The 21,958-nt window shown below is 49.3% G+C and carries 20 protein-coding genes; 10 read left to right on the top strand and 10 right to left on the bottom strand.

Translation table 11 applies throughout. The annotated features are described in order from the left end of the window. Nucleotides 1-203 precede the first annotated feature (203 nt). Both PJI16_15800 and PJI16_15795 read right to left on the bottom strand, forming a co-directional pair. Nucleotides 204-2,018 carry an ATP-binding protein gene (locus PJI16_15800; protein MDT3779030.1) on the bottom strand — a complete coding sequence of 605 codons (1,815 nt, stop codon included), beginning with the start codon at nucleotides 2,016-2,018 and terminating at the stop codon, nucleotides 204-206. Then, nucleotides 1,999-3,378 (bottom strand): sigma-54 dependent transcriptional regulator, encoded by a 1,380-nt coding sequence (locus PJI16_15795; GenBank protein MDT3779029.1) that lies wholly within the window; start codon nucleotides 3,376-3,378, stop codon nucleotides 1,999-2,001. Before PJI16_15795 ends, PJI16_15800 begins: the two co-directional genes overlap by 20 nt. A 613-nt stretch (nucleotides 3,379-3,991) precedes the next feature. On the opposite strand from PJI16_15795, the gene PJI16_15790 reads away from it, so the two are divergent. After that, the gene (locus PJI16_15790) at nucleotides 3,992-6,160 is read left to right on the top strand and encodes a glycogen debranching N-terminal domain-containing protein (protein ID MDT3779028.1); all 2,169 of its coding nucleotides are present in this window, start codon (nucleotides 3,992-3,994) and stop codon (nucleotides 6,158-6,160) included. A gap of 93 nt (nucleotides 6,161-6,253) precedes the next feature. Here PJI16_15790 and PJI16_15785 read toward each other — a convergent pair whose 3' ends face one another. Next, complete coding sequence (locus PJI16_15785; protein ID MDT3779027.1) at nucleotides 6,254-6,664, bottom strand: hypothetical protein; 411 nt, start codon at nucleotides 6,662-6,664, stop codon at nucleotides 6,254-6,256. 336 nt (nucleotides 6,665-7,000) lie between these two features. On the opposite strand from PJI16_15785, the gene PJI16_15780 reads away from it, so the two are divergent. The 4 genes from PJI16_15780 to PJI16_15765 all read left to right on the top strand — a co-directional run bounded on the left by PJI16_15780 (nucleotide 7,001) and on the right by PJI16_15765 (nucleotide 10,871). Then, on the top strand, nucleotides 7,001-8,389 hold the full coding sequence (locus tag PJI16_15780; protein ID MDT3779026.1) for an NfeD family protein: 1,389 nt from the start codon (nucleotides 7,001-7,003) through the stop codon (nucleotides 8,387-8,389). Further along, complete coding sequence (gene floA / locus PJI16_15775) at nucleotides 8,389-9,366, top strand: flotillin-like protein FloA (GenBank protein ID MDT3779025.1); 978 nt, start codon at nucleotides 8,389-8,391, stop codon at nucleotides 9,364-9,366. The genes PJI16_15780 and floA overlap by 1 nt, the downstream gene beginning before the upstream one ends. 13 nt (nucleotides 9,367-9,379) lie before the next feature. Further along, a complete protein-coding gene (locus PJI16_15770) occupies nucleotides 9,380-9,727 on the top strand; it encodes a hypothetical protein (protein MDT3779024.1) in 348 nt (115 codons plus the stop codon). A gap of 604 nt (nucleotides 9,728-10,331) precedes the next feature. Then, on the top strand, nucleotides 10,332-10,871 hold the full coding sequence (locus PJI16_15765) for a hypothetical protein (GenBank protein MDT3779023.1): 540 nt from the start codon (nucleotides 10,332-10,334) through the stop codon (nucleotides 10,869-10,871). A 604-nt stretch (nucleotides 10,872-11,475) separates the two neighbouring features. Here PJI16_15765 and PJI16_15760 read toward each other — a convergent pair. Both PJI16_15760 and PJI16_15755 read right to left on the bottom strand, forming a co-directional pair. Further along, complete coding sequence (locus PJI16_15760) at nucleotides 11,476-12,042, bottom strand: HPF/RaiA family ribosome-associated protein (GenBank protein MDT3779022.1); 567 nt, start codon at nucleotides 12,040-12,042, stop codon at nucleotides 11,476-11,478. 112 nt (nucleotides 12,043-12,154) lie between these two features. Further along, a complete protein-coding gene (locus tag PJI16_15755) occupies nucleotides 12,155-13,072 on the bottom strand; it encodes a phosphorylase (GenBank protein MDT3779021.1) in 918 nt (305 codons plus the stop codon). A 414-nt stretch (nucleotides 13,073-13,486) separates the two neighbouring features. Between PJI16_15755 and PJI16_15750 the strand changes: the two genes are divergently transcribed. Then, nucleotides 13,487-13,906, top strand: coding sequence for a CBS domain-containing protein (locus PJI16_15750; GenBank protein ID MDT3779020.1), 420 nt, complete (start codon nucleotides 13,487-13,489; stop codon nucleotides 13,904-13,906). Between the two features lie 230 nt (nucleotides 13,907-14,136). On the opposite strand, the gene PJI16_15745 is transcribed toward PJI16_15750, so the two are convergent. Beyond that, nucleotides 14,137-14,679 (bottom strand): acyloxyacyl hydrolase, encoded by a 543-nt coding sequence (locus tag PJI16_15745; protein ID MDT3779019.1) that lies wholly within the window; start codon nucleotides 14,677-14,679, stop codon nucleotides 14,137-14,139. 356 nt (nucleotides 14,680-15,035) lie between these two features. Here PJI16_15745 and PJI16_15740 point away from each other — a divergent pair, with 356 nt between their 5' ends. From PJI16_15740 to pfp, 4 genes are all read left to right on the top strand, one after another. Next, nucleotides 15,036-15,395, top strand: coding sequence for a response regulator (locus tag PJI16_15740; GenBank protein MDT3779018.1), 360 nt, complete (start codon nucleotides 15,036-15,038; stop codon nucleotides 15,393-15,395). A 41-nt stretch (nucleotides 15,396-15,436) separates the two neighbouring features. Continuing rightward, entirely contained in the window at nucleotides 15,437-15,718 is a 282-nt protein-coding gene (locus PJI16_15735; GenBank protein ID MDT3779017.1) for a DUF2892 domain-containing protein, read from the top strand. A 46-nt stretch (nucleotides 15,719-15,764) separates the two neighbouring features. Beyond that, nucleotides 15,765-16,682: a universal stress protein gene (locus tag PJI16_15730; GenBank protein MDT3779016.1), complete on the top strand. Its 918-nt coding sequence runs from the start codon at nucleotides 15,765-15,767 to the stop codon at nucleotides 16,680-16,682. A 76-nt stretch (nucleotides 16,683-16,758) separates the two neighbouring features. Beyond that, on the top strand, nucleotides 16,759-18,000 hold the full coding sequence (gene pfp / locus PJI16_15725; protein MDT3779015.1) for a diphosphate--fructose-6-phosphate 1-phosphotransferase: 1,242 nt from the start codon (nucleotides 16,759-16,761) through the stop codon (nucleotides 17,998-18,000). Between the two features lie 183 nt (nucleotides 18,001-18,183). Here the strand turns inward: pfp and PJI16_15720 are convergent, their stop codons facing one another. The 4 genes from PJI16_15720 to PJI16_15705 all read right to left on the bottom strand — a co-directional run bounded on the left by PJI16_15720 (nucleotide 18,184) and on the right by PJI16_15705 (nucleotide 21,689). Then, on the bottom strand, nucleotides 18,184-18,537 hold the full coding sequence (locus PJI16_15720; protein MDT3779014.1) for a hypothetical protein: 354 nt from the start codon (nucleotides 18,535-18,537) through the stop codon (nucleotides 18,184-18,186). An 80-nt stretch (nucleotides 18,538-18,617) separates the two neighbouring features. Then, nucleotides 18,618-19,235, bottom strand: coding sequence for a CBS domain-containing protein (locus PJI16_15715; GenBank protein ID MDT3779013.1), 618 nt, complete (start codon nucleotides 19,233-19,235; stop codon nucleotides 18,618-18,620). Between the two features lie 137 nt (nucleotides 19,236-19,372). Continuing rightward, nucleotides 19,373-20,689 carry a pentapeptide repeat-containing protein gene (locus PJI16_15710; GenBank protein MDT3779012.1) on the bottom strand — a complete coding sequence of 439 codons (1,317 nt, stop codon included), beginning with the start codon at nucleotides 20,687-20,689 and terminating at the stop codon, nucleotides 19,373-19,375. A gap of 91 nt (nucleotides 20,690-20,780) precedes the next feature. Continuing rightward, complete coding sequence (locus tag PJI16_15705; GenBank protein MDT3779011.1) at nucleotides 20,781-21,689, bottom strand: universal stress protein; 909 nt, start codon at nucleotides 21,687-21,689, stop codon at nucleotides 20,781-20,783. Between the last annotated feature and the right edge of the window lie 269 nt (nucleotides 21,690-21,958).

The following is a 21,958-nucleotide window of genomic DNA, read 5'->3' as shown; positions in this document are numbered from 1 at the left end:
GAGATGAATTGGAGAAAAGATGAAGGAATGACGGACGAAGGGCCTCTATCCCTGGTGTGATCTGACGGGGATACCAAAGGTCCGTTCGTGAGACAACACTGTCTAATGAGCATCCACTAAGAAACACAGTCATTCCGCATATCAGAAATTGACCTCCACCCTTGAAGATCCTCCGTTGAAGACATGACCACAAAAACGTCACCTCAAACCTTTCTTGGCAGTCGGACAATAAAGGTAGTGCCTTTTCCCATTTCCGTTTGAACATCAATTATCCCTTCATGCAATTGAATAAACCGATAGACTAACGAAAGACCCAGACCGCTTCCATGATGTTTGGTAGTGTAATATAATTGGAAAATTTTTTCTTGTATTTCAGGAGGAATACCAGGACCCTGATCGCTGATGGAAATCCGTATTTCATTATCTTGATGGGTTGAAGTGGCAATTAGAATGTCCCCGCCTTGTTCTTCCATGGCTTGACAGGCATTAAGGATAATATTAAGAAAAACCTGACTTAGGAGATCGGGATCTGCTGAAATGACTGGCAGATCTGACTCACAATCCAGGACAAAGCGAATGCCCTTATTTCCCCATTCCCTTTCTAATAGACTCAACTCCCTCTTGAGCAACTGATCGACATTCACGGAGGAAAGCTCCAGCTCTTGGGGACGCATGAATTTCAAAAAACCAAGTACGACACGATCCAAACGATGTACTTCCCCTTCCAAGACCTCCAAACTTTTCTGGAAGTCTCCATTGAGGCCTTTGGTTTCCTCTTTTAAAATTTCAAGATGAATAACCATTGAGTTCAGAGGATTTTTGACCTCGTGGGCAAGCCCTGAGGTCAGTTGTCCCAAAGTCGTGAGCTGGGCTGCATATCGAACCAACGATTGGAGAGTTTTCATGGATTCTATATCTCTGCATAAAATCATGGCTCCGTGAAGCTGTGAAAATGGCCCCAAACACACGATGGAGATATAAAATGACTTACGTTCCCCCCTTCTGGGTAAGAAACAGGACACGGCTTTGAAATTCTTTTTCTCCGTCAATGCCTGTTCCACCAATTGAATGAGGGGAGAAAAAGATTCTCCCAGCACGTCTAGGCGACCAGGGGGAGGAGAAATCGGCATATCCACCATCGTTTCCATCGCCTGGTTCAGAAAGAGGATTTGGCCTTCTGCATCAATAAGGATGATTCCATCCTCCAAATGTTCAATGACTCCTTGAAGATGCGTCTCTTCACTTAGGGTTTTGAGACGATCAGATTTCAATTGTTGCCCCAACAACTGGAGTTGCGACGCCAGTTCCCGAAATTCATCCGTCCGACTTAGATCCGTTAACACATCAAAACGTCCCTGGCGAAGTTGCTCCATTTGATCAGCCAAGGCATGGATAGGACGCAAGGTCAACGTCGCCAGGCCCATTGTTAACAACCACGCAATCGGCAAGGCCACCAGGGCAAATACAACACTGGTTTTCAGGGAAGACGTCATTCTTTCACGGAGCAGACTGGTATGGATCCCCACAATGACTTCGCCGATTGGAACATTCTCCCAGGTCATTGGTAGCGTGCTGTCAAAAATGGATCCCTCTTGATACAGCACAGTAAAACGGTCAATGGGTCCCATGGAAAGAAGGTCTTCGAGTCTGGGCCTGATCGGATGCGGGCGCTCAGTTTTCGCGCCTTCGGAGTGCAAAAGGGTTTTTCCTTGAGGATCAACAATGAGGGCATAGAGGAGATGCGGGGAGTATCCCACGCTGGCTTCAAGAAATTTCTTGAGTTCCTGATTGGTGGCCAGAAAGACAACAGGATGGGTATCGGGTGACTGAGCATTCAGTACCACGCGCTTACTATACTCAAAAATTTGTCGTTTTATGAGAGAAACCTGCTCCGAGGTTTCCTGAACGATGACACGACTTAACTGAGAAAGATTAAGAAACGTGCTGCCAACCACCACCACCAGTGTAAGGACTGTAACCCCTAATGCTTCCTTTCCCTTAACGTTCAATCGCATCATGTAACCCGTACCGGTGAAGCTTATTGTGAAGCGTTTTCAGACTGACCCCAAGAATCTCCGCGGTTCGTGTCTTATTATTTTGATTATGCTTAAGAGTCTGAACAATGAGTTGGCGTTCAGCATCTTCGATCGTCGCTCCCATAGGCAGTCGCACCATCTCTCCATTTGCCTCCGGATTTTCACTGTCCGCTGCTTTGGCAAATTCAGGAAGATGCGCGATCGTTATCACATCAGCGGTACAGGTCATTACGGCCCGTTCAACGGCATTTCGCAATTCACGGACATTTCCTGGCCAGGTATGCTTCATCAAACGCTCTAACGCTTCATCATTAATTGACTGGACGGTTCTCGTATAATTGCCATTAAATTCTTCAATTAAGGCCTTCACCAATAAAGGAATATCGTCCGTTCTGTCTCGTAGGGGCGGGAGGTGGATGATACACACATTCAAACGATAGTACAGATCTTCGCGCAATGATCCATCCTGTATGGCCTTCAATGGATCCTTATTCGTGGCCGCCACGACACGAACGTCGACCTGGATTGGAACGGTACCGCCAATCCGTTTGACTGAGGAATCTTGAAGAATTCTCAGAAACTTGGCTTGAATGCTTGGACTCATTTCGGCCACTTCATCCAGAAAGAGGGTACCTCCATGTGCCAACTCGAAACACCCGGGCTTTCTATCCAAGGCTCCTGTAAATGCACCTTTTTCATGCCCAAATATTTCACTCTCCAAAAGGGTTTCCGGGATGGCTGAACAATTCACCGGTATAAACGGTCCCTTGTTTCTTTCAGACAAATCATGGAGACTCTGGGCAACCAATTCTTTTCCTGTGCCACTTTCACCGAGAATGAGGACCCTCGCCGGCGTCGGAGCCGCCAGCTCAATGAGACTATAGATTTCCTGCATGGGTTTACTCTTGCCCACCAATTTTCCAAGTCCCCACAAACCTTTGAGCCTTTTCCGCAGCAAAACCATTTCTCTCTGGGTCTCTCCCTTTTCCAAGGCTTTTTCCACCATGATGCGAAGCCTGGGCACATCCAGCGGCTTAGTTAGATAATCGTAGGCACCCTGTTTGATAGCCGAAACGGCCGTCTCAATGCTCCCATGGCCAGTCAGGACGATGACCGGACTGAATATTAATTCCTTCTGAAGAAACTGAATGAGTTCGAGTCCATTGAATCCAGGCATCACCAAATCCGTAATGACTACATCAGGATGAAAGTGAGGGATTTTAGTCAGAGCTTCCTTTCCATCCCCAGCCTGTTCGACTTCATAGCCCCATTTGGCCAAAAGGATAGCCAACCCTTCACGAGAAGCCTTTTCATCATCAACAACAAATAGTTTTTTCGCCATTATTCATCTCGCAGTGGAATCAGTTACTTGTAATTCTTGATCATTCTCCAACCAAAAGGCATGACCTCCTAAAGAAGGCAATTTAATTGATTTTAAAATTATATCCTTTAGCAGGAGAATCTTCACCACAAATGAGCGTGGCCCCTTTCCCACAATTGTAAAGATTCCCTTGGTAAGAAAAAATGGAATTAACTTGACTTTGGATGGAGAAAAATTCCAGATCATTACCGCATCCCGTAGGAGTCCGGAAACCAGGTAAGGCATCATGGATTCGGCTTGTTCGATTTCCTCCCAGGATTCTGCCCTCAAAATAGTACATAGAAACTTTATGAATCGATGCGGTTTTTTGGGGAAGATCAGCCATGAAATCCTTGAATTCCTGCCCCAGCTACGGAAGAAAAAAAGAGATCGCAAGCGTTCCTAATCCCTTCTCGAAGATAAACAAAGGCTTCCTGAAGGAATTCCTATCCCACTCGATATAAAATTCCGGTGAATCACGCATCCGAAGATTTGCAGGAGATTTTCAGATGTTATTTCCTCTGGTTTTGAAAATGTCCCTCCGGACTAATAAAATGAGTAATACAATCACTTTTCGCTAATCAAAGGTTACAAAATGGATAAAAAAATTGTCCGGATAGGAGATGAGCATTATATTCTAGCGACTTCTGCGCTTGCCGATTCCCGAACACATGTCTTAAAGGATGGAGAGACATTTGGCATTTTTAATCCATACGGTGACATTCAACACGTGGGTCTAGGTGAGCAAGGCCTTTATCATGAAGGAACCCGTTTTCTTTCAGGATTGGAATTCCACTTGGAGGAAACCCACCCCTTTCTGCTCAGTTCCGCGATTAAGGGAGACAATGCCTTACTCGCAGTCGACCTGACCAATCCTGACCTGGATAGAACTGGGTTTCCATTCCTTCCTAGAGGCACTCTTCATATTTCACGGACAAAGTTTCTCTATCAGTCCCAGTGCTTAGAAGAACTCCGGTTCACCAACTATTCGTTACATGCCCTAAACTTCGGATTTTCTCTCTACTATCAGGCAGACTTCGCTGATCTCTTCGAAGTACGAGGGGAACAACGATCTCAACGAGGGATCATCAATATTTCCCTCCCGAACGACCACACTGTTTTTTGGGAATATCAGGGGTTAGACCATGTACAACGGACGACCCATCTGACCACCGATCTGGCTCCCCAACAAATCACGACAAGTTCAATGACGTTTCATTTATCGTTAAAACCCCAAGAGGAAAAAATCTGTCACCTCTCAATTGCCTGTTCAATAAATGGCAACGCATTAGAACCTAAAAATTTTTCCACGTCCCAATCCCATGCGGCTCATAACCTTCAAACAACTAAGTCCCAGTTCTGCACAATTTATACCGGAAATGAACAATTCAACGACTGGCTCAATCGGTCCCTTGATGACATCTGCATGATGACGACCGACCTTCCTGAAGGGCCTTATCCCTATGCGGGCGTGCCATGGTACAGCACGGCGTTCGGGAGGGACGGAATTATTACCGCCTTGGAATGTTTATGGATTAATCCAAGTCTTGCACGCGGGGTCTTGAGTTATTTGGCTTCCACACAAGCGACGGAGATTATTCCTGATCAAGATGCGGAACCTGGGAAAATTTTACATGAAACCCGTAAGGGTGAAATGGCCACCCTCAAAGAAATTCCATTCGGGCGATATTACGGGAGTGTTGATTCGACCCCATTATTTGTCCTCCTGGCTGGTGCCTATTACGATCGAACGGGAGACAAGGACTTTATCGTTTCGCTCTGGCCTCATCTGGAACGTGCCCTGATGTGGATCGATCTTTACGGGGATAAAGACAAAGATGGATTCGTGGAATATTTCCGGCAAACCCCCACCGGCCTCGCTCAACAGGGCTGGAAGGATTCCTATGATTCGGTGTTCCACGCGGACGGCACCATCGCCGAAGGACCGATCGCTCTCTGTGAGGTTCAAGGATATGTGTATGCGGCAAAACGGGCGGCCTCTCATTTAGCGAGACTTCTTGAATACCCCAAGCGAGCACAATCTCTTTTGCGTGAAGCCCAGACACTCCGGCATCAATTCAATCGTCAATTTTGGTCGGAGAAATTAGATACGTACATCGTCGCGCTTGACGGAAAAAAACAGCCCTGTACAATTCGATCCACCAACGCCGGGCATACGCTCTTCACTGAAATTGCCACACAGGATCGGGCCGAACGCATCGCGAAGGGATTACTTGAGGAGGATTTTTTTTCCGGCTGGGGAATCCGGACAATTCCGACAAATGAAATACGATACAACCCCATGGCCTACCATAATGGATCCATCTGGCCCCATGACAACGCCCTCATTGCCATGGGGATGAGTCGTTATGGATTAACACAAAGCGTGGAACGACTCATAGGTGGACTCTTTGATTTGAGCATTCATGTTGACCTCCATCGCCTCCCTGAGCTGATTTGCGGATTTCCCCGAAAACCTGGAGAAGGTCCGATTCTTTATCCGGTCGCCTGCGCCCCCCAGGCATGGGCAGCAGGTGCGGTGTTTTTACTCTTACAGTCCTGTCTGGGAATCTCTTTCCATGGTGCCGAACGTGAAATCCGATTCACGCATCCCTCTCTTCCCGAGTTTTTGCCGGCTATCCAAATTAAAAACCTTCGCATAGGTAACCTTTCGGCAGATCTGGAATTCACACGAACCGAATCAGATGTCATGATCAACGTCACCCGAAAAGATGACCAACTCAACATTGTTTCAGTCCGATAACGGGATACTGGTTGGTACTCCAAAAACAGCAATTGAGTTTATGAAGAAACCCCCTCCTGCGGGGACGGATCGCAAAAAGGTTACAACACCCACTTATTCTTTTCCACATTTGATTTTTAATGATTCGATATCGTCAGACATGTCTAATCCTGCTAAATCACTGTTTCGTTGATTTGCGACAAACACGGCTTCGGTGCCGGAAAAATCCGGATCCTTATAGGCGTAAACCATGGCATTGGGTCCTACAATCAGACTCTCGATTTCATTATTCCAATTCTGACCAGCCACATCCTCTAACGTGGCTGACTGAAAAGGTCCTGCTACACGTACATGGGGATCGTCAACATCAAAATCAGTATCCTCAAATAACTCCACCCAACAATTTTTATCAACAACTTGCATTTCCATATCACTTGCAGCGGCAACCATGTTTTCTTGACCGTAGGCCACTCCCGCGATGAAGGTCAGAGCCAATGCCCCGTTAAGCATGTTTGTAAATTTCATTTGACACCTCCGTATTAAATTATAAGTTCAATTAGAAAATGAATTGATGCCTGCCGACGCCATTGCCGTGGTGAATATATCTCCCAATAAACCTTCTTCTCCTTTCGATCTCTCGAACGCTCAACCTCCTTTCCATAAACTGACAATCTCCTGAAGGATGTTATGGCTCATACTACCCTTCACTTATAGTCTTTCACATTGGATTTTAACGACTTGAGAAGGTCAGAGATGTCTAATGAGCCGGAATCAACATTTCGGCGACTCACTCACTCCCTAGACATGCCATCGCTTGATTCCGGCCAAACAAGGTAGGATAAGGCAAAAGGATACCGAATAATGTTGACACAAACACGATTACACCATTTTCTATCTGCGCTGGTGATTTATCTGTCTGTCTTCATGATGGTCGGCGTAAGCCAGGCCGTCACGCCGAAGCCTATCGTATTTGTGGCTCCCATTGAGGGGGTCATCGATTTAGGCCTCGCGCCATTTGTGCAGCGGGTATTAGACGAAGCCACCGCCGCCGGAGCCAAAGCCGTCATATTAGAAATTAATACATTTGGCGGCCGGGTCGATGCCGCCGTGCTGATTCGGGATGCTCTCCTGGAATCTCAAACTCCCACCGTCGCCTTCATCAACAAACGAGCCATCTCCGCCGGCGCGCTCATTAGCCTGGCCTCGGGAAAAATCGTCATGGCAGAAGGCAGTACGATCGGTGCCGCCACGCCGGTACAGATCGGTCTTCCCGGCACCCCCGCCCAACCGGTCGAAGAAAAGACGGTGTCCTACATGCGAAAGGAATTTAGGGCTACCGCTGAACAACGAAATCGCCCACCGCTCATCGCCGAAGCCATGGTGGATGCGGATGTTGAAATTCCCGACCTCATTGCAAAAAGTAAATTGCTGACTCTCACCACCAAAGAAGCCTTACAGGTCAACATCGCAGACTTTCAAGCCAATTCGCTGGAGGCTGTGCTACAGTCTTTGAACCTCGCTGACGCCGAGATTTCATACGCATCCGAAACGTGGGCGGAGTCACTGGTGCGGTTCCTCACCCATCCAGTGGTCAGCTCGTTGTTGATGACAGTCGGCATTCTCGGAATCATGTTAGAAATGCGGGTACCCGGATTCGGGGTACCCGGCGCCCTCGGGCTTATGGGCCTTGCCCTGTTTTTTTGGGGGCATGGGCTTGTTCAATTAGCCGGATTGGAAGAATTCCTACTCGTCGGACTCGGGCTGATTTTAGTTGGGCTGGAAATTTTTGCCATCCCCGGCTTTGGAATGGCAGGAATTCTAGGAATTTTGTCACTTATGGGAGGACTTGGACTGAGTCTTATCGGGACCGGAGCCTCATGGGATTCCATGCTGTCCGCCCTTGGTCAAGTGGCCCTCTCAATCCTTGTGGCCATCATCGCCACCCTCATGTTGGTCCGTTATTTTCCACGCCTTCCATTCGGGAAACGCCTGATTCTGGAAACCAACCTTCAGGCTCAAGAGGGCTACGAATCGAGCCCGGCGGAAGATCATCGTTGGCTGGGAAAACAGGGTGTAGCCATTTCAGACCTCCGCCCTTCCGGCATTGCCCGTTTTGATGGAGAACGAGTGGATGTCGTATCCGACGGAACCTTTATTGATGCCGGTCAAGCTATTGAAGCCATACAAATCGATGGGAATCGGGTAGTGGTTCGACTCGCGCCACCCCCATCAGAAAGGAACCCCGCATAATGGAAATTGAAACCCAGGCATTCGGTTCCCTTGGACTCCTGGTCATGGTCCTGGCGCTCTTGTTTGGCCTTCTCTATGTCATTCCGATCCCACTGTGGATCGCCGCCTGGGCCTCGAATGCCTATGTCGGACTCTTTACACTCGTAGGCATGCGATTGCGCCGGGTTCCTCCGGTCACCGTGATCAATGCCAGAATCAGCGCGGTGAAGGCCGGACTCGAAATTCCCGTGAACGATTTGGAAGCCCATTTTCTGGCAGGAGGAAATGTGGTCAAAGTGGTCAATGCCATGATCTCGGCCGACAAAGCCAATATCCCCATGACGTTTAAACGCGCGGCCGCCATCGACCTGGCCGGTCGTGATGTGCTGGAAGCCGTCAAAATGTCCGTCCTGCCTAAAGTTATCGAAACACCTCGGGTGACGGCTGTCGCAAAAGATGGCATTCAGCTCATTGCCGTGTCCCGGGTAACCGTTCGAGCCAATATTGACCGCCTGGTCGGCGGAGCGGGTGAAGAGACGATCATTGCCCGCGTGGGAGAAGGCATGGTCAGCACGATCGGATCTTCCGCCTCTCACAAGGATGTTCTGGAAAACCCGGATTACATTTCAAAGAATATTTTAGGGAAAGGACTCGATGCCGGCACAGCATTCGAAATCTTGTCCATTGATATTGCGGATGTGGATGTCGGTGAAAATATTGGCGCAAAATTGCAAATCGATCAGGCCAATGCGGACAAACAAATTGCCCAGGCCAAAGCGGAAGAACGGCGGGCGATGGCGGTCGCCTTGGAACAGGAAATGCGGGCCCGTGTCGTCGAAGCCGAGGCAGAGGTTCCCAGGGCCATGGCCGAAGCATTTCGTCAGGGAAACTTAGGCATCATGGATTATTACCGGATGAAAAATGTGCAAGCCGATACGTCCATGCGGGACGCCATTGCCGGGACGGATGAAGAATCTTCCGGCCCAGCAAGAAAGTGAGAGGATGATGAGCATGGAATCTTTGGTGTTTTTCGCTGTCCTGCTTTTTTTATCCGGGCTCGCCTTGGCCATTCGATGGCTGAATGAGCGAATACGGCGGGACATCGCCTTCAAAAATCTTAAGGATCTTTTTCTTCCATCCAATGATTCCCATGAACAGGGCGACCGTAAGGCGGCTGCCACCACGAAAACGTCCCCGACAATACCCCAACAAGCCGTACAGCAATTCCGACCAATCACCTCTCCGAAACGGCGGACCGCCAGCCAACTCCGTTTACGCAATCGGGCCGATCTCCGACAGGGAATTGTTATCATGACCGTTCTTGGCCCCTGCCGGGCGCTGCAACACCCCGATGATTAGAGCAATGCTATGGCTTTTTTGAAAGTCTGCCCTGGCTGAAGCCGAATGGGCTCCCATCGACGTTGTTACCCATCGGCCCTCATCCCACCAACCTGTCTAAGGAACTAGAGAATTGCAATTTTGAACGATAAGTCTTGAAGGGTCGCTCGCCCCTATTGGGACAAGGGTGCCGGCGAGGGAAATCATCAAGAGAAAGTTACCATACGATATCCGGACACAAGAAACGGCGTTCTCTTTGAATCCAACCCGCCGGTCCAAACAAGGCGGGACATTCTTATTCAGATTGTGGTAGAAATCCCATTCAACCATCCTAGAACCAGTTCATGGGTGGGTTGAGCACATAGGGCAAGGCAATGGAGGGCCTTTGAGGAATATGTAAGCCTCAAAGGCCCTTTTTTCGTTCTACTTCAGCAAAGGAGGAATTCCTCGTTTTTATCCATGCATCACCCAGGATTGAACCGGATCTGGTTTCCACACTACATCCACCAGCCGGAGCGAGAGCTGAAAGGCCAAGAAGAACAACCGTCAATCACGGTTAGCTGAGTCAACATGCTTCAAAAGTGGTCTGAGCATGGTTCTTACAATTACACCTACGGAGGACCCAATGAGAAACTTTTCACAACACAGGAATGTCTTTGGAATAGCGCTGTTAATTGGAGGTCTGGCGGGAGGCTTTCTAACCGGGGAGAAAGCTGAGGCGCAAAAGCTCCCATTTTTCGATCGGAATGTTGTTCTTTTGGATTGCGTTGAGAGCGCAACCAATACCTTTGTGGTTGAAAATATGTCTTCGACCGTCGATGTGGAAATCAATAGAGGACTGGATTGTGCAGCAGCGGTACAAAAGCTATTTGTCAAAGGGTATGTCTTGGGGCCTGGAGCCGGAGGTGTAACCTCGGGTGATGCAAATTCCCTGGATCATTTCTTGATGTTATTCCTCCTGAACCCCAATGATTTGCTTGAGCGAAGGATCGACACTTCGACTTTAAACCCCTCGCGGGATTGTATTGTTGGGCAAAACTCACCGGGATGCCCCACGAATATTGAAAGGCGCGACACACTCAGTCCCACCGTGAATAGACAGGAGCCCCTGAGCCCGATATTACAAAGTCCTCGAACCCCGATAATACAAAGGCGTACCCCTTAAGCCGCACGGGACATATAAACATCCAAAGCCCGACGATGCAACACGGCTGTCGGGCTTTGGTGTCGTCCGGCCATCTAAGGGCTGCATCGAGCCAGGACAATCGTTCTGACGTCGTGAGCATATGGGTGCCCTCATTCGAAACCCTCAGACAGATAGCCCTGCCATTAAGGAAGCTTATGATCGGGATGAACTGACTTCCTTACGAAGAAATGAGAATTCGGGGCGACTTCTGGGTTGCGGAGATTTCAGGCAGGTGACCCGGTTTGGTCCATTCATGTCCACATTGCGGTGCATTGATGAAGAGACCCCCCCGTGGACCCGACCATGGCAATTGAAGAACAGAGCCAAGTGTTGGCAATTGAACGGCATGGGCGATTTGGACAGATTAAGAACTACCACCTATGTGTGGAAAGCCCGCGTACATGTGATCACCTGAACTGCCGAAATCGTGCGTTCAGAGACCAAGGTCCTCCACATCTACAGGCCGGTTCGTTTTCTTTGCCAAAAATTCCTCTGCATAATTTGCGCGGTGCCCAACACCCAGAATCTGCTCCTCATGGGAAACCATTCTGCGGGAATCCCTGACTTTTTAAATCAAGCCTCGTCAGGAAAACGCAGCTTTTTCGACGGCACCCGGTAGAATGGGAAGCGGATTGACCGTGGTGGCCTGGGGACCCTTCTCCCCGTCCTCCACATTAAACAAGACCTCCACCCCGTCCTCAAGTTCCTCAAATCTCATCCCGTGTACCGCATTCTTGTGAAAATAAACCTCACCTCCGCCGTCCTGGAGAAGAAAACCGTACCCTTCCTGAGGAAATAACTTCGTAATCACTCCACGTAACGGAATAGGGGGGACCCGAATTTCTTTGGAGGCCCGTTTGTCCCGAAACTTCTTCACTTCAATTTCCACGGCAAAGAACGCCGCACGGATAGCCTCTTCGAACGTTTTTTCCTCTTTTCTGGCTGTCAGGGTATGACGACCGGGCATCGTGACGACCACCAGGGCTTCCGCCACATTTTCGGATTTTTTGTGATGGGCATTTTTTGTAAGCGTCACCCGCCCGTGGATCAAATCCTCATGGCCTACCTGCAGATCGGCCATCCGAGTTTCAATCTCCGTTTTCCATCGTGGGGTCATCGTCACATTTCGACTGTCAATCTGAAGATCCATAGTGTTTTCTTCCCTCTCAATTTAAGTATTAGAAATAACAGACACACATCACCACCACGTACACGTTAAGTATACTCATAGAAGTGCCAGAGAAAAACATGGGAAAATTCCCTTAACACATGGCCACTCGACGAAGTACACTCATTGGCCCACACGCTTTCAACCGATCAAGCTGCGACTGATCCCTCACCAACAAGCCTCCGGCAAATCCCAAGGCATTCACGGAAATCCCTTCAAAGCACTCCCTGGACCGTGGAACCAATAACATCCACTGTCGTGTGACAAGAAAATTATACGGACCAGGACTCGTGGTTTCCCCTCCTACGTCACCACCCGACAATCCGACAGTCCGCAACATATACAGATATTGCTCCAGCAACTCTTGTGCCCCTTCTACCGGACAAGCGATCCATTCGGGATTCATCCGGACCAGCACATGGGAAAAAGGAAGACCGGGAATCCGCCCAATCTGCTCCTCAAACCTGGCTGCATTTAATAGGGGTTCAATGGGAAGATGAGACACTTCAGCCGTCAAAGGAAGAGGGATCATTTGCACATGCTTATGCCGTTGACTAGCCCCGGCAGCTTCCCCCGCGTTATAGAAGGCCAATCCTTCGAATTCGGCCAGACACAACAACACGGCCTCGATATCACTCAGCGTGAGGAAGGAGTCCTGTTCCTGAAAAGAACGGGTCACCATGAGTATGTGATGATCCAGGACGTTAAATTTATTTAACAAACACACATGGGTATCGGAAATATCCGCCACAAACAGGTCTTGTTCGTAAGGCAGAAAGGGGTCCTGCTTTATGTTGACAGCCCTGGAGGGTGGCCGTTGCTCAGCGTTGGACTGAACCTTCCTGGCCAGGTTGGAGACAATTCGAATAAGAAAATTCACCCCGCCTTGTTCCACCAACTCGAAGCATGTGGGAATCGTATGAATCGCCCCTCGATAAATGGCATGAGCGGTTCTGGCTTGCACCGTTGCTTGCAAGGTCCCGGATTCGAATCGCCGAATGACAACCGACATGATTATTCCCTCATCTCAAGAGAATGTCATCCCTTAAAAAGCTGACACCTCGCTCAACCGGGCATCATCTTGATAGAGTAACCTCCGTTTTTCCAATGGGTGAAGGTTTTCAATCAGGACTTCTCTATTCTGCCAGATTTGACCAACTCTTAACACAGCAGAACCATGAATTACATGATTAGGTCAGGGATTATAGGGGTGGCCCTGCAGAATGCCTTTTTGTATAGTCATCGTTTGCATCCGATCCCTTCCAAAATGGCAGAGAAAAGATGGTGAAGTAAAGAAAAGCGAGAAGAACCTGGACAATCAACTGCCCTATGCTTTGCTAGAACCACTGTGCGAGATTGAATATACACGTCCACACGATCCCAAACAGAGATTGCCCCCAAAGGGAATTTTCTATCAGGAGGTTTCATGGCTACACCGAATCTGCAGATGAAAGCGCGTGATCTCATGCAAACCCGCATGGTCGCGGTGACCCGTCAGTATAGTGCTCGTGATCTCTCGATCCTGATCCATTCCGGCACGTTTAGCGGAGTGCCTGTTATTGAACCAGGCAATCATTTGGTAGGAATGGTCACGGAATTTGATGTCTTGAAAGCCCTGGTCGACGGGAAAGATTTGCACACACTAAAGGCCGAAGACGTCATGACCCCGAACCCGGTGACAGTTGACGAAGCCGCAACGGCAGAGGACATTGTCAATAATATGATCAAGCATCAGATTATCCGGATTCCCGTCGTGCGTGAAGGCAAGCTACTGGGAATGATCTCCCGCACTGACTTATTGAATCAATTGATTGACGACCACCTGATTAACGTCTACGGAGCTTAACCGGGAGGGTATTTAATTCTGAATGCCCTCAAGAGACCATATCCCCCAACAGAGGTTGCATAGACGGTGCTTCTCATTGGGGGCACCGTCTTTCTCGCATTCTGATCCACCTGTTTCTTACACCCCTAGGAAAAGACCCGAAAGCCAGAGAGGACGTTATGAAAGGATGGGACAGAGAGCCATCCCTCCACTCATGCGAAAACAGAACAATCCTAAAGACATGAAGACCGTCAGAAGTAGTAGGCCACCTCAAGCATATGGAAGTCCACACCACGACTGTCTCCATACATCGTGGCATCAGACATATGGTGAAATCGCCAGCCCACAACCATGTTCCCTGGGAGCTGAACACCCAGGCCCACGTGGGCAATAAATTGAAAGGGCCCACCGATATCTTGTCGGCCGAACTCCCACTTGCTGATAAGTGCTCCTCCGACTCCGCCATCAATAATCAAATGCCAACTCGGAAGTTTTAAAGCCAATCCAGGGGTAAGAGTTGTAATAAAACCAAGATCCCCAGCTCCTCTCAACGCACCAGCGGAACCCCAGACTTGCGAACGTACCTCCCACCCGGACGTCCCTTCCCACCGCCATGGAAGTCCCATGATCCCAAAAACATCAAATTGTTCGAAATCCTCCTTTTCGCCAGGCTGCAAACCAGCATCCTTAAAATTCATCCCGGCTCTCACCCCAAGAGCGACTAATTCAATATCTTTTGCCCATCCGGTTGCCGAACATCCCAGGATAAAAACGAACACCAATAACGCCCTCATTGAGTTACCACTCCTTTTAAAGAATTTCAGAATGCAATTAACACTGACTTCATTTCACACCAACAGACCCCCATACCCCAGCCGGATGTCCGGCATGAATACTCGTCATTGAAGAAGAAGGAGTATTACAAATCCTAGAAAAATTAATTGAAAAAATTCATGAGTGCAATGCTCTCAGATTCCCGGAGTGGGGCCAAGCGCTACACTCCTCCTCCACTCAATTGAGATTCTTTGCCCCATTTCTTCATGGCTGAAATCTTTGTTCCTGATAAATCAAGGGCATCTATCTTTGACATTTTGGCACAGGTTTTGATGGGTATAGATTGTACAATATTTCAAATACGGATATCTCTTGTATGTTACTCATTGCGACCATCGACCCCATCTTACGAAAAAATTTGCAACAGGCCTTAACGAAAAAAGGCGACCCATTCCTTTTACTGGATGAGGGAGAAAATATTATCGAATCCGTATTACGGCATAACCCCTCCCTGGTCGTGGTTGATTTATATCTGGTCCGTCCGAGCGGTCTGGAAATATTGCGTCAACTCCGCGAAAAAGGATTCTCAGGGAAAGTGGTGGCTTTGGGAGGGCAATCTAACCAAAGCCTTACTCCGGAACCCAGTCACCTGGGTGCAGTTCAAATTATCGGATGCCCTTTCAATGCCAATCAGGTACTGGGCGCGGTTCGGGTTGCCAGTGGCGACCTAGACTAAATGGCTGAATACCTTATCCTCACCATCAAAAGAGGTGTGATATGAAAAAGTATCGTAACATCGGACACCATGAACGAATGATACGGGTCGGTGTAGGGTTTCTCCTTCTTGCCTTATCAGGATTTTCACTGTTACCGGGTTGGGGAGATCTTGTCCTCCTGATTGTCGGCCTTATCGCGTTGTTAACGGGAATTATTGGATACTGTCCGGCGTGGCAAGCTTTGGGAATCAATACGTGCCCACTTCACAAACCGGAGCATGCACCTTCCCATACCCATCCATCAGCTCACGAAAACCCGGATCCCTCGTCTCACAGAACGTAAAGAGGCAGGTTTCATTTTGATGGAGTATCACTAAATTCGAGGACACGTGAAGACACCAACCGCGCCATTAAAATCCAAAACCATTTTAATTCCTGTGGATAATTCCTCACAGGCGGAGGAGGCCGTTCGAAGCGTACAGGCTATGTCTCTTCCAGAACGCGTACTGCTGCTCCACACCATTTCCATTCCCCAACTCGCCTATCCAGGAACAGGCATGAGTGTCGGGCACCATTTTTCCGAGGCCGCAGAAAAGGCGTTGCGGGAAGAAGGTGTTCGAATCCTCAAAAAGGCCGCCTCCCTTTTATCACCGGAGTGCAAGGAGGTCTCCCAACGCCTCGAAATTGGAATTCCCGCCTCGGTCATTCTAACATTGGCACAGGACGAATCGGTGGACCTCATCATTATGGGTTCGCGTGGGTTAGGAACCATTAAGGAACACCTGATCGGGAGCGTCTCGCATAGGGTCGCGACCCATGCATCTTGTCACGTACTTCTCGTCAAGGCTCCCGTTGTCCCGTTCAACAGCATCCTTCTTCCCATCGAACAACTTCTAGATGCTGAATGGGCCGTTGAGTTCTTGTCACACAAGCCTTTTCGAGGCATTCCGCATATTACGGTGCTGCATGTCATACCCTTTGCTCAGCCTATTCTCCCGGTTGGCGCACTGTTACCGGACACCTGGAAGAAGGAACTCCAAAACGGAGGCGTCCATTTAACGAAAAACGTCACGGACAAACTCTCAAACCTGGGATATTCCGTAGAGAGTCTTGTTCAAACAGGGGCTCCTTCCTCAGTCATTCAAAGACAGATCTCAAATCTGCAACCCCAATTAGTCCTCATGGGTATCCCCGGTCATTCACCCTTTCAACGACTGACACACGGGAGTGTGTCTCATGCGACCATTCACCATTCTCCCTGTTCCGTGCTCTTGATTCGTGAGCCCTCTCCACAAGCTACCGCTTGATTACTCATACGCCCTCTTTCTATTATGGTTCCCATTAATAATTCACGTGAGAAACGACATTATGGATTCCCCATCTATGAAATTCGCCATTTTGGTCGGAGGCGGACCTGCCCCCGGCATCAATAGCGTCATTGAAGCCGCCACGATTCGAAGTCGTCTTTGTGGGGTGGAGGTGCTTGGGATTGAAGATGGATTTCAGTGGTTGATGAAAAGCGACCTTTCCCATACTCAACCTCTCACCCGTGAAACGGTCAGCCACTTGCACTTTCGTGGTGGCTCCTTATTGCGCACATCTCGAGCCAATCCCACTAAACGTCCCCAAGATTTATCAACCACGTTAACCTCCCTTCAAAAATTGAATGTGACCGGCCTCATCACCATTGGCGGGGATGATACGGCCTTTTCCGCATTAAAACTGGCGGAACTGGCCAATGGGCGATTGCACGTTGTTCACGTGCCCAAAACGATTGATAACGATTTATGCCTTCCCCATGGCATGCCGACCTTCGGGTTTCAAACGGCCCGGCACATGGGAGTCGAGCTAGTCAAAAATCTCATGATTGACGCCCATACCACCTCCCGATGGTATTTCGTGGTCACCATGGGACGTAAGGCCGGACACCTGGCTCTCGGCATTGGTAAGGCGGCGGGAGCGACCCTTACCCTGATTCCTGAGGAATTCAAGGGGGCCACGCTCAAGCTTGGCCACTTAACCAATATACTGGTTGGAGCCATGACCAAACGTCTAACCCAGGGCCGTTCGGATGGTGTGGCGGTGTTGGCTGAAGGACTTTCGGAGTTTTTGGATCAGGACGACCTCGCCCTCCTAGGCGGGGTTGAACGAGATGAACATGGCAATATCCGACTGGCGGAACTGGATATCGGAAAGGTCCTGAAGGAAACCGTCACTCAAAAGCTGAAACACTCTGAGATCAAGATTACCATAGTATACAAAAACATCGGCTATGAACTTCGTTGCGCCGACCCCATTCCGTTCGACATGGAATACACCCGGGATTTGGGGTATTGTGCCGCCCAATTCCTTTTGGATGGAGGGAATGGGGCCATGGTGTCCATCGTGAACGGACGCTTCACCCCGCTGCCTTTTGAAGACATTGTGGACTCCGCTACGGGCCGTACCCGGGTGCGAATGGTCGATATTGAATCAGAATCTTACAAAATTGCCCGTGCCTATATGGCCCGATTAGAAGCGGAAGATTTGGCAAACATGGAGAACGTTTCGCAGTATGCCGAAATTTTGAATATGACTCCCGACCAATTCCGTAGTACTTTTGCCACGGTCGCTAATCCAACCTGAATATTCACGATATGTTCCTCCCGCTGACTCTTTTTGAAATGGCCATTCTCTCGCTAAAGGCCAGAAACTCGCACCCATGCAAATCCTTGCATTGACCAGGGGTTGGCCATAGGAGACTGAACGCTTAGACAAAAAAAGAAAGAAAGTGGCAAGCCTTGGGAAAGAAAAAACAAGGACGTGTTGTTATTGATGGGTTTCGTGTTTATAGAGGGATTCCGACACATCCATCGAAAATCCACCTTCATCCGTGAGCACCAACTCTCCATCCTGATCCAGACTAAATCCCATCGAATCCAAGAGAGCCGTCACCGGCAATTGATACACAATAAGGGTCCCTGAGACAATCGACATGACCTTTGTGCGTAGATCGGACTTCTTTTGCATGTTTCCGCTAAACATATCTTTGACAAACGTATACCCTTTCACCTTGACGATCCCGGATTCGTAGACCAGCACTTCTCCCACAAAAAACCGGGGCGTATCTTTTTCAAATAGTCGGCGATGGACGATTAACAGTTTCTCTCCTTGGTTTAGCATGGGTTTCCTCCTTTAAATCGGCAAAAGGATACGAGAGGAATTGTCCGCTTCCTCACCGTAGGGCCGAGAATCTCTTTCGCTTATACCCATTGATCAAAGTCAGAATGTGCGACCAGAGCACGCAGAATATCACTTCTGGTAATCATACCCATTAAGCCCCCCGCTTCCGACACAATCGGCAAAGCACCAATCCTTTCCTCCAATAACACCCTCGCAATGGCGCGAAGCTCGGCCTCCGGGGACGCAACCAAGACCGGGTGACTGACCAGATGTTGGATAGAACCCTCCGCCTGCTTAACGGCCCTCTCTGTCCGTGAAAGAGCCGACTTCACTGTTCCCCGGAACAGATCACGATCAGACAATATTCCAATCACGGCATTATCCACTCCGATGATAGGGATATGTCGGTATCGAGTGGAATGCACAACATCCCAGGCTTGGGAAAGCGAGGACATGACAGGAAGCGTGACCACCGGGGAGGACATGATATCCCTGGCACAAATTTTTGCGCGAGAGGATTGCGTGAACGATTCAACCTGTTTATACAGGCGGGCCTGCAAAGAAGTTGGTCCGGCATTTTTCTGAGAAACCGAAAGAAGATTGTCCTGCTCAACCTTCACCTGGCCTGTGGCAGAGGCCTTCAAGATTTTCTCAACATTTCTCTGCCGGAACGAACCCGGCACATAAGGGGCCCGCATGCCTCCTGGCTCAAATACGATGAACATTCCGGCACTCCGGGGCTTGTTGTGTGGATTCAAGGTACATTCGTATCAATAAGATGTTGGCATGTTCGTTGAAGCCCCTAAACCCTTTTGCGAGGTCGCACTGTTATCGCTCAGCGCAGGCATTGAGATGGTCCCACCAATCCTTCCGGCAAGCGGGTTCGTGCATCGACACAGGCCTGATTCAGTTGTGTCTGGTTTAAGCCTTGGGCATACCGGATGGCTACCCCCTCCAAACGCGTGCCCTGAAAAGAGGCTTTCTCGACATTCGCTCCTCGAAGATCCGCCCCGTAAAACCTTGCTCCATCAAGTTTGGCCTCGTGTAGATTGGTTCGGAACATCACGGCAAACTCTAGAATGCTCTGTGAAAGATCGGCTTCAGCCAGGTTCGCCCATGAGAAGTCCGACCCTTCCAGGTTTGCCCCCAGCAAATTCGCTTTGGCGAGATAGGCTTCGTCCAATGTCGCCCGCATGAGGTTGCTGTTCATCAAATTAGCCTCAAGCAAATCGGCATTCTGAAAACTCGCGCCGGCACAATTCGCGTCTTCGAGATTCGCTTGAAACAGCACGGCCCTGTCCAAATTCACTTCACGGAGATTGGCATGGTTCAGTACGGCCTCACTCAGATTCGCTGATCCAAAATCGGCCCCGGAAATATCAGCCGAACGAAGATCTGCTTCTTGGAAGTCGCTTCGATTGAAATCCGCTTCGAGTAGTTTGGCATTGACGAGTAAGGCCCGGCGAAAATTTGCCTCTCGACCATCCACTCGAATGAGGGAAGCTTCCGCGAGATTGGCCATTTCAAAATTCGCTCTCACCAGATAGGCTTCCTCTAGATCTGCTCCTCGCAAGACGCCTAGGCGGAAAGCAGACTCGGCAAGATTCGCTTCTCGCAAATCAGCTCCCGTGAAATTGGTCTGGGTCAAATCGGCTTTTCGAAAATCCGCCAACCGGGCACTGGCACCTGAGACGTTGGCTCCGCGCATATCAACCGAATAGAAAGAGGCTTCGGTGAGGTTCGCGTTTTGAAAGTTCACATGGATTAACCTAGCCGTAGTGAACACGGCACGAGTCAGGTTGGCCCCCTGAAAGTTGGCACCGCTCAAATCTTCCTCCCGAAAATCGACTTCGGACAAATCGGCCCCGCATAAATTGGCCTGCACCCCTTTCGGGTCTTGATGATCGGCGAGCCATCGGGCATGTGCAGCTAACATCCGGGTCAGTGTTTCTCCCGGAATTTGTTTTCCGAGGAATACCCCATGACAGTCCGAGGAGGTGTCTGTGAGACCACCGGATACATCCAGATGCTCCCCATAAGCTCCCGTGGACATCAGACTCCCGACCAATACGAATGCCATCACCCTTCCAAGCCATGACCCGCCCAGCTTCATAGACTTTCCCTGCGATCGTCCTGTCTTACTTGTGTTCAACAATTCCCCTCCTTTAAGTCGTGTAGTGCCCGATCTTCATATAAAGATTACGCATAACAGCAGGCAAAGCCTTCGCCTTTTACAATGTGTTCTAATGCCGAACGACCAGCACGGAGGAGGGCGCATAGGCGCTCACCCATTCCGAAACACTTCCCATGGTAAACCGTTCAACACCAGTGAGCCCCTTGGATCCCATGACCACCAATTGCGTATGACATTTTGGAACCGATTCGACGATTTTCTCCCGTGGATTCCCCTGAAGACGTTCTCCCACCACTTGAAACCCTTCCTTGAGAAACAATTTTCGATACTCCTCAAGGCATTCCTGAGCATGCTGTCGAAGGGGAGCCACCAGGGATTTGAGTCGTGATTTCGGAAACATCTTCTTGGACGCATTCGTCAGAATATCGGGCACAACCGACACCAGGTGAAGGGTCACCTCTTCAGGAGACAGCCATTCTTTCACCCGGTTCGCCGCAAACTTTGATGGCTTGGACCCATCCAGGGCGAGTAAGACGGAAGCCGGCACGTCGAGTGGACTCTTGACCGTCAAGACCGAGCAGGGGCCGTGGGTCAAAACCGTTCTCGAAATACTCCCAAGTAAATATCCCGGGAGATCGTTCATTCCGCGTGATCCCACAACCACCAAATCAGGGAGGCTTCGCTCGGCATAGGAAATAATGGAATCAGCCGCATGGCCTTTCACCAAGGCCGTCTTAATCGCCGCAAACGGCTTGGTGGTAGCTTGGCTTAACACCATTTCCATTCGATGGGCACAATCAGTCAAGACCTTCTGACCCGCTGCCTCCAGCTTTTGGGAAATATCTTTGGTGCCTGGCTCATCCATTTTAGGTCGCTTTCCCCCACCACCTCTCAATATCCGTGGATCAACCGCATGCAACAGGATCAATTCTTTTACCGAATGGCGAAACAATTTCCCCACACATTCAAGAGCCCAGAGAGAAAACTCCGACCCATCAACGGCACACAGAATTTTCATTGGTACATCTCCTCAATCCCATTTACACAGAACACATCACACAATTCCATTGTTCATGACGACATACACTTCACTCGCAGGAATCCTGCCAAGTTGAATATTTTCCAACAAAAATTTTTGTGTCCAGAATTATGAATTTTCATGAAAAGAAATCATAGAGCCCGTTCACTCCATCCCCACATGCCCTTTTTTGGGACTATTACCCCTCACCACACTGTAGCCTTTTTCCTCTTTTTCCCCGAGGACAATTGATCACGGGCCAACACATT

The sequence above is a fragment of the Nitrospira sp. MA-1 genome, from assembly GCA_032139905.1.
Lineage (GTDB): Bacteria > Nitrospirota > Nitrospiria > Nitrospirales > UBA8639 > Nitrospira_E.
This window is presented reverse-complemented; position numbering and strand designations above follow the sequence as displayed.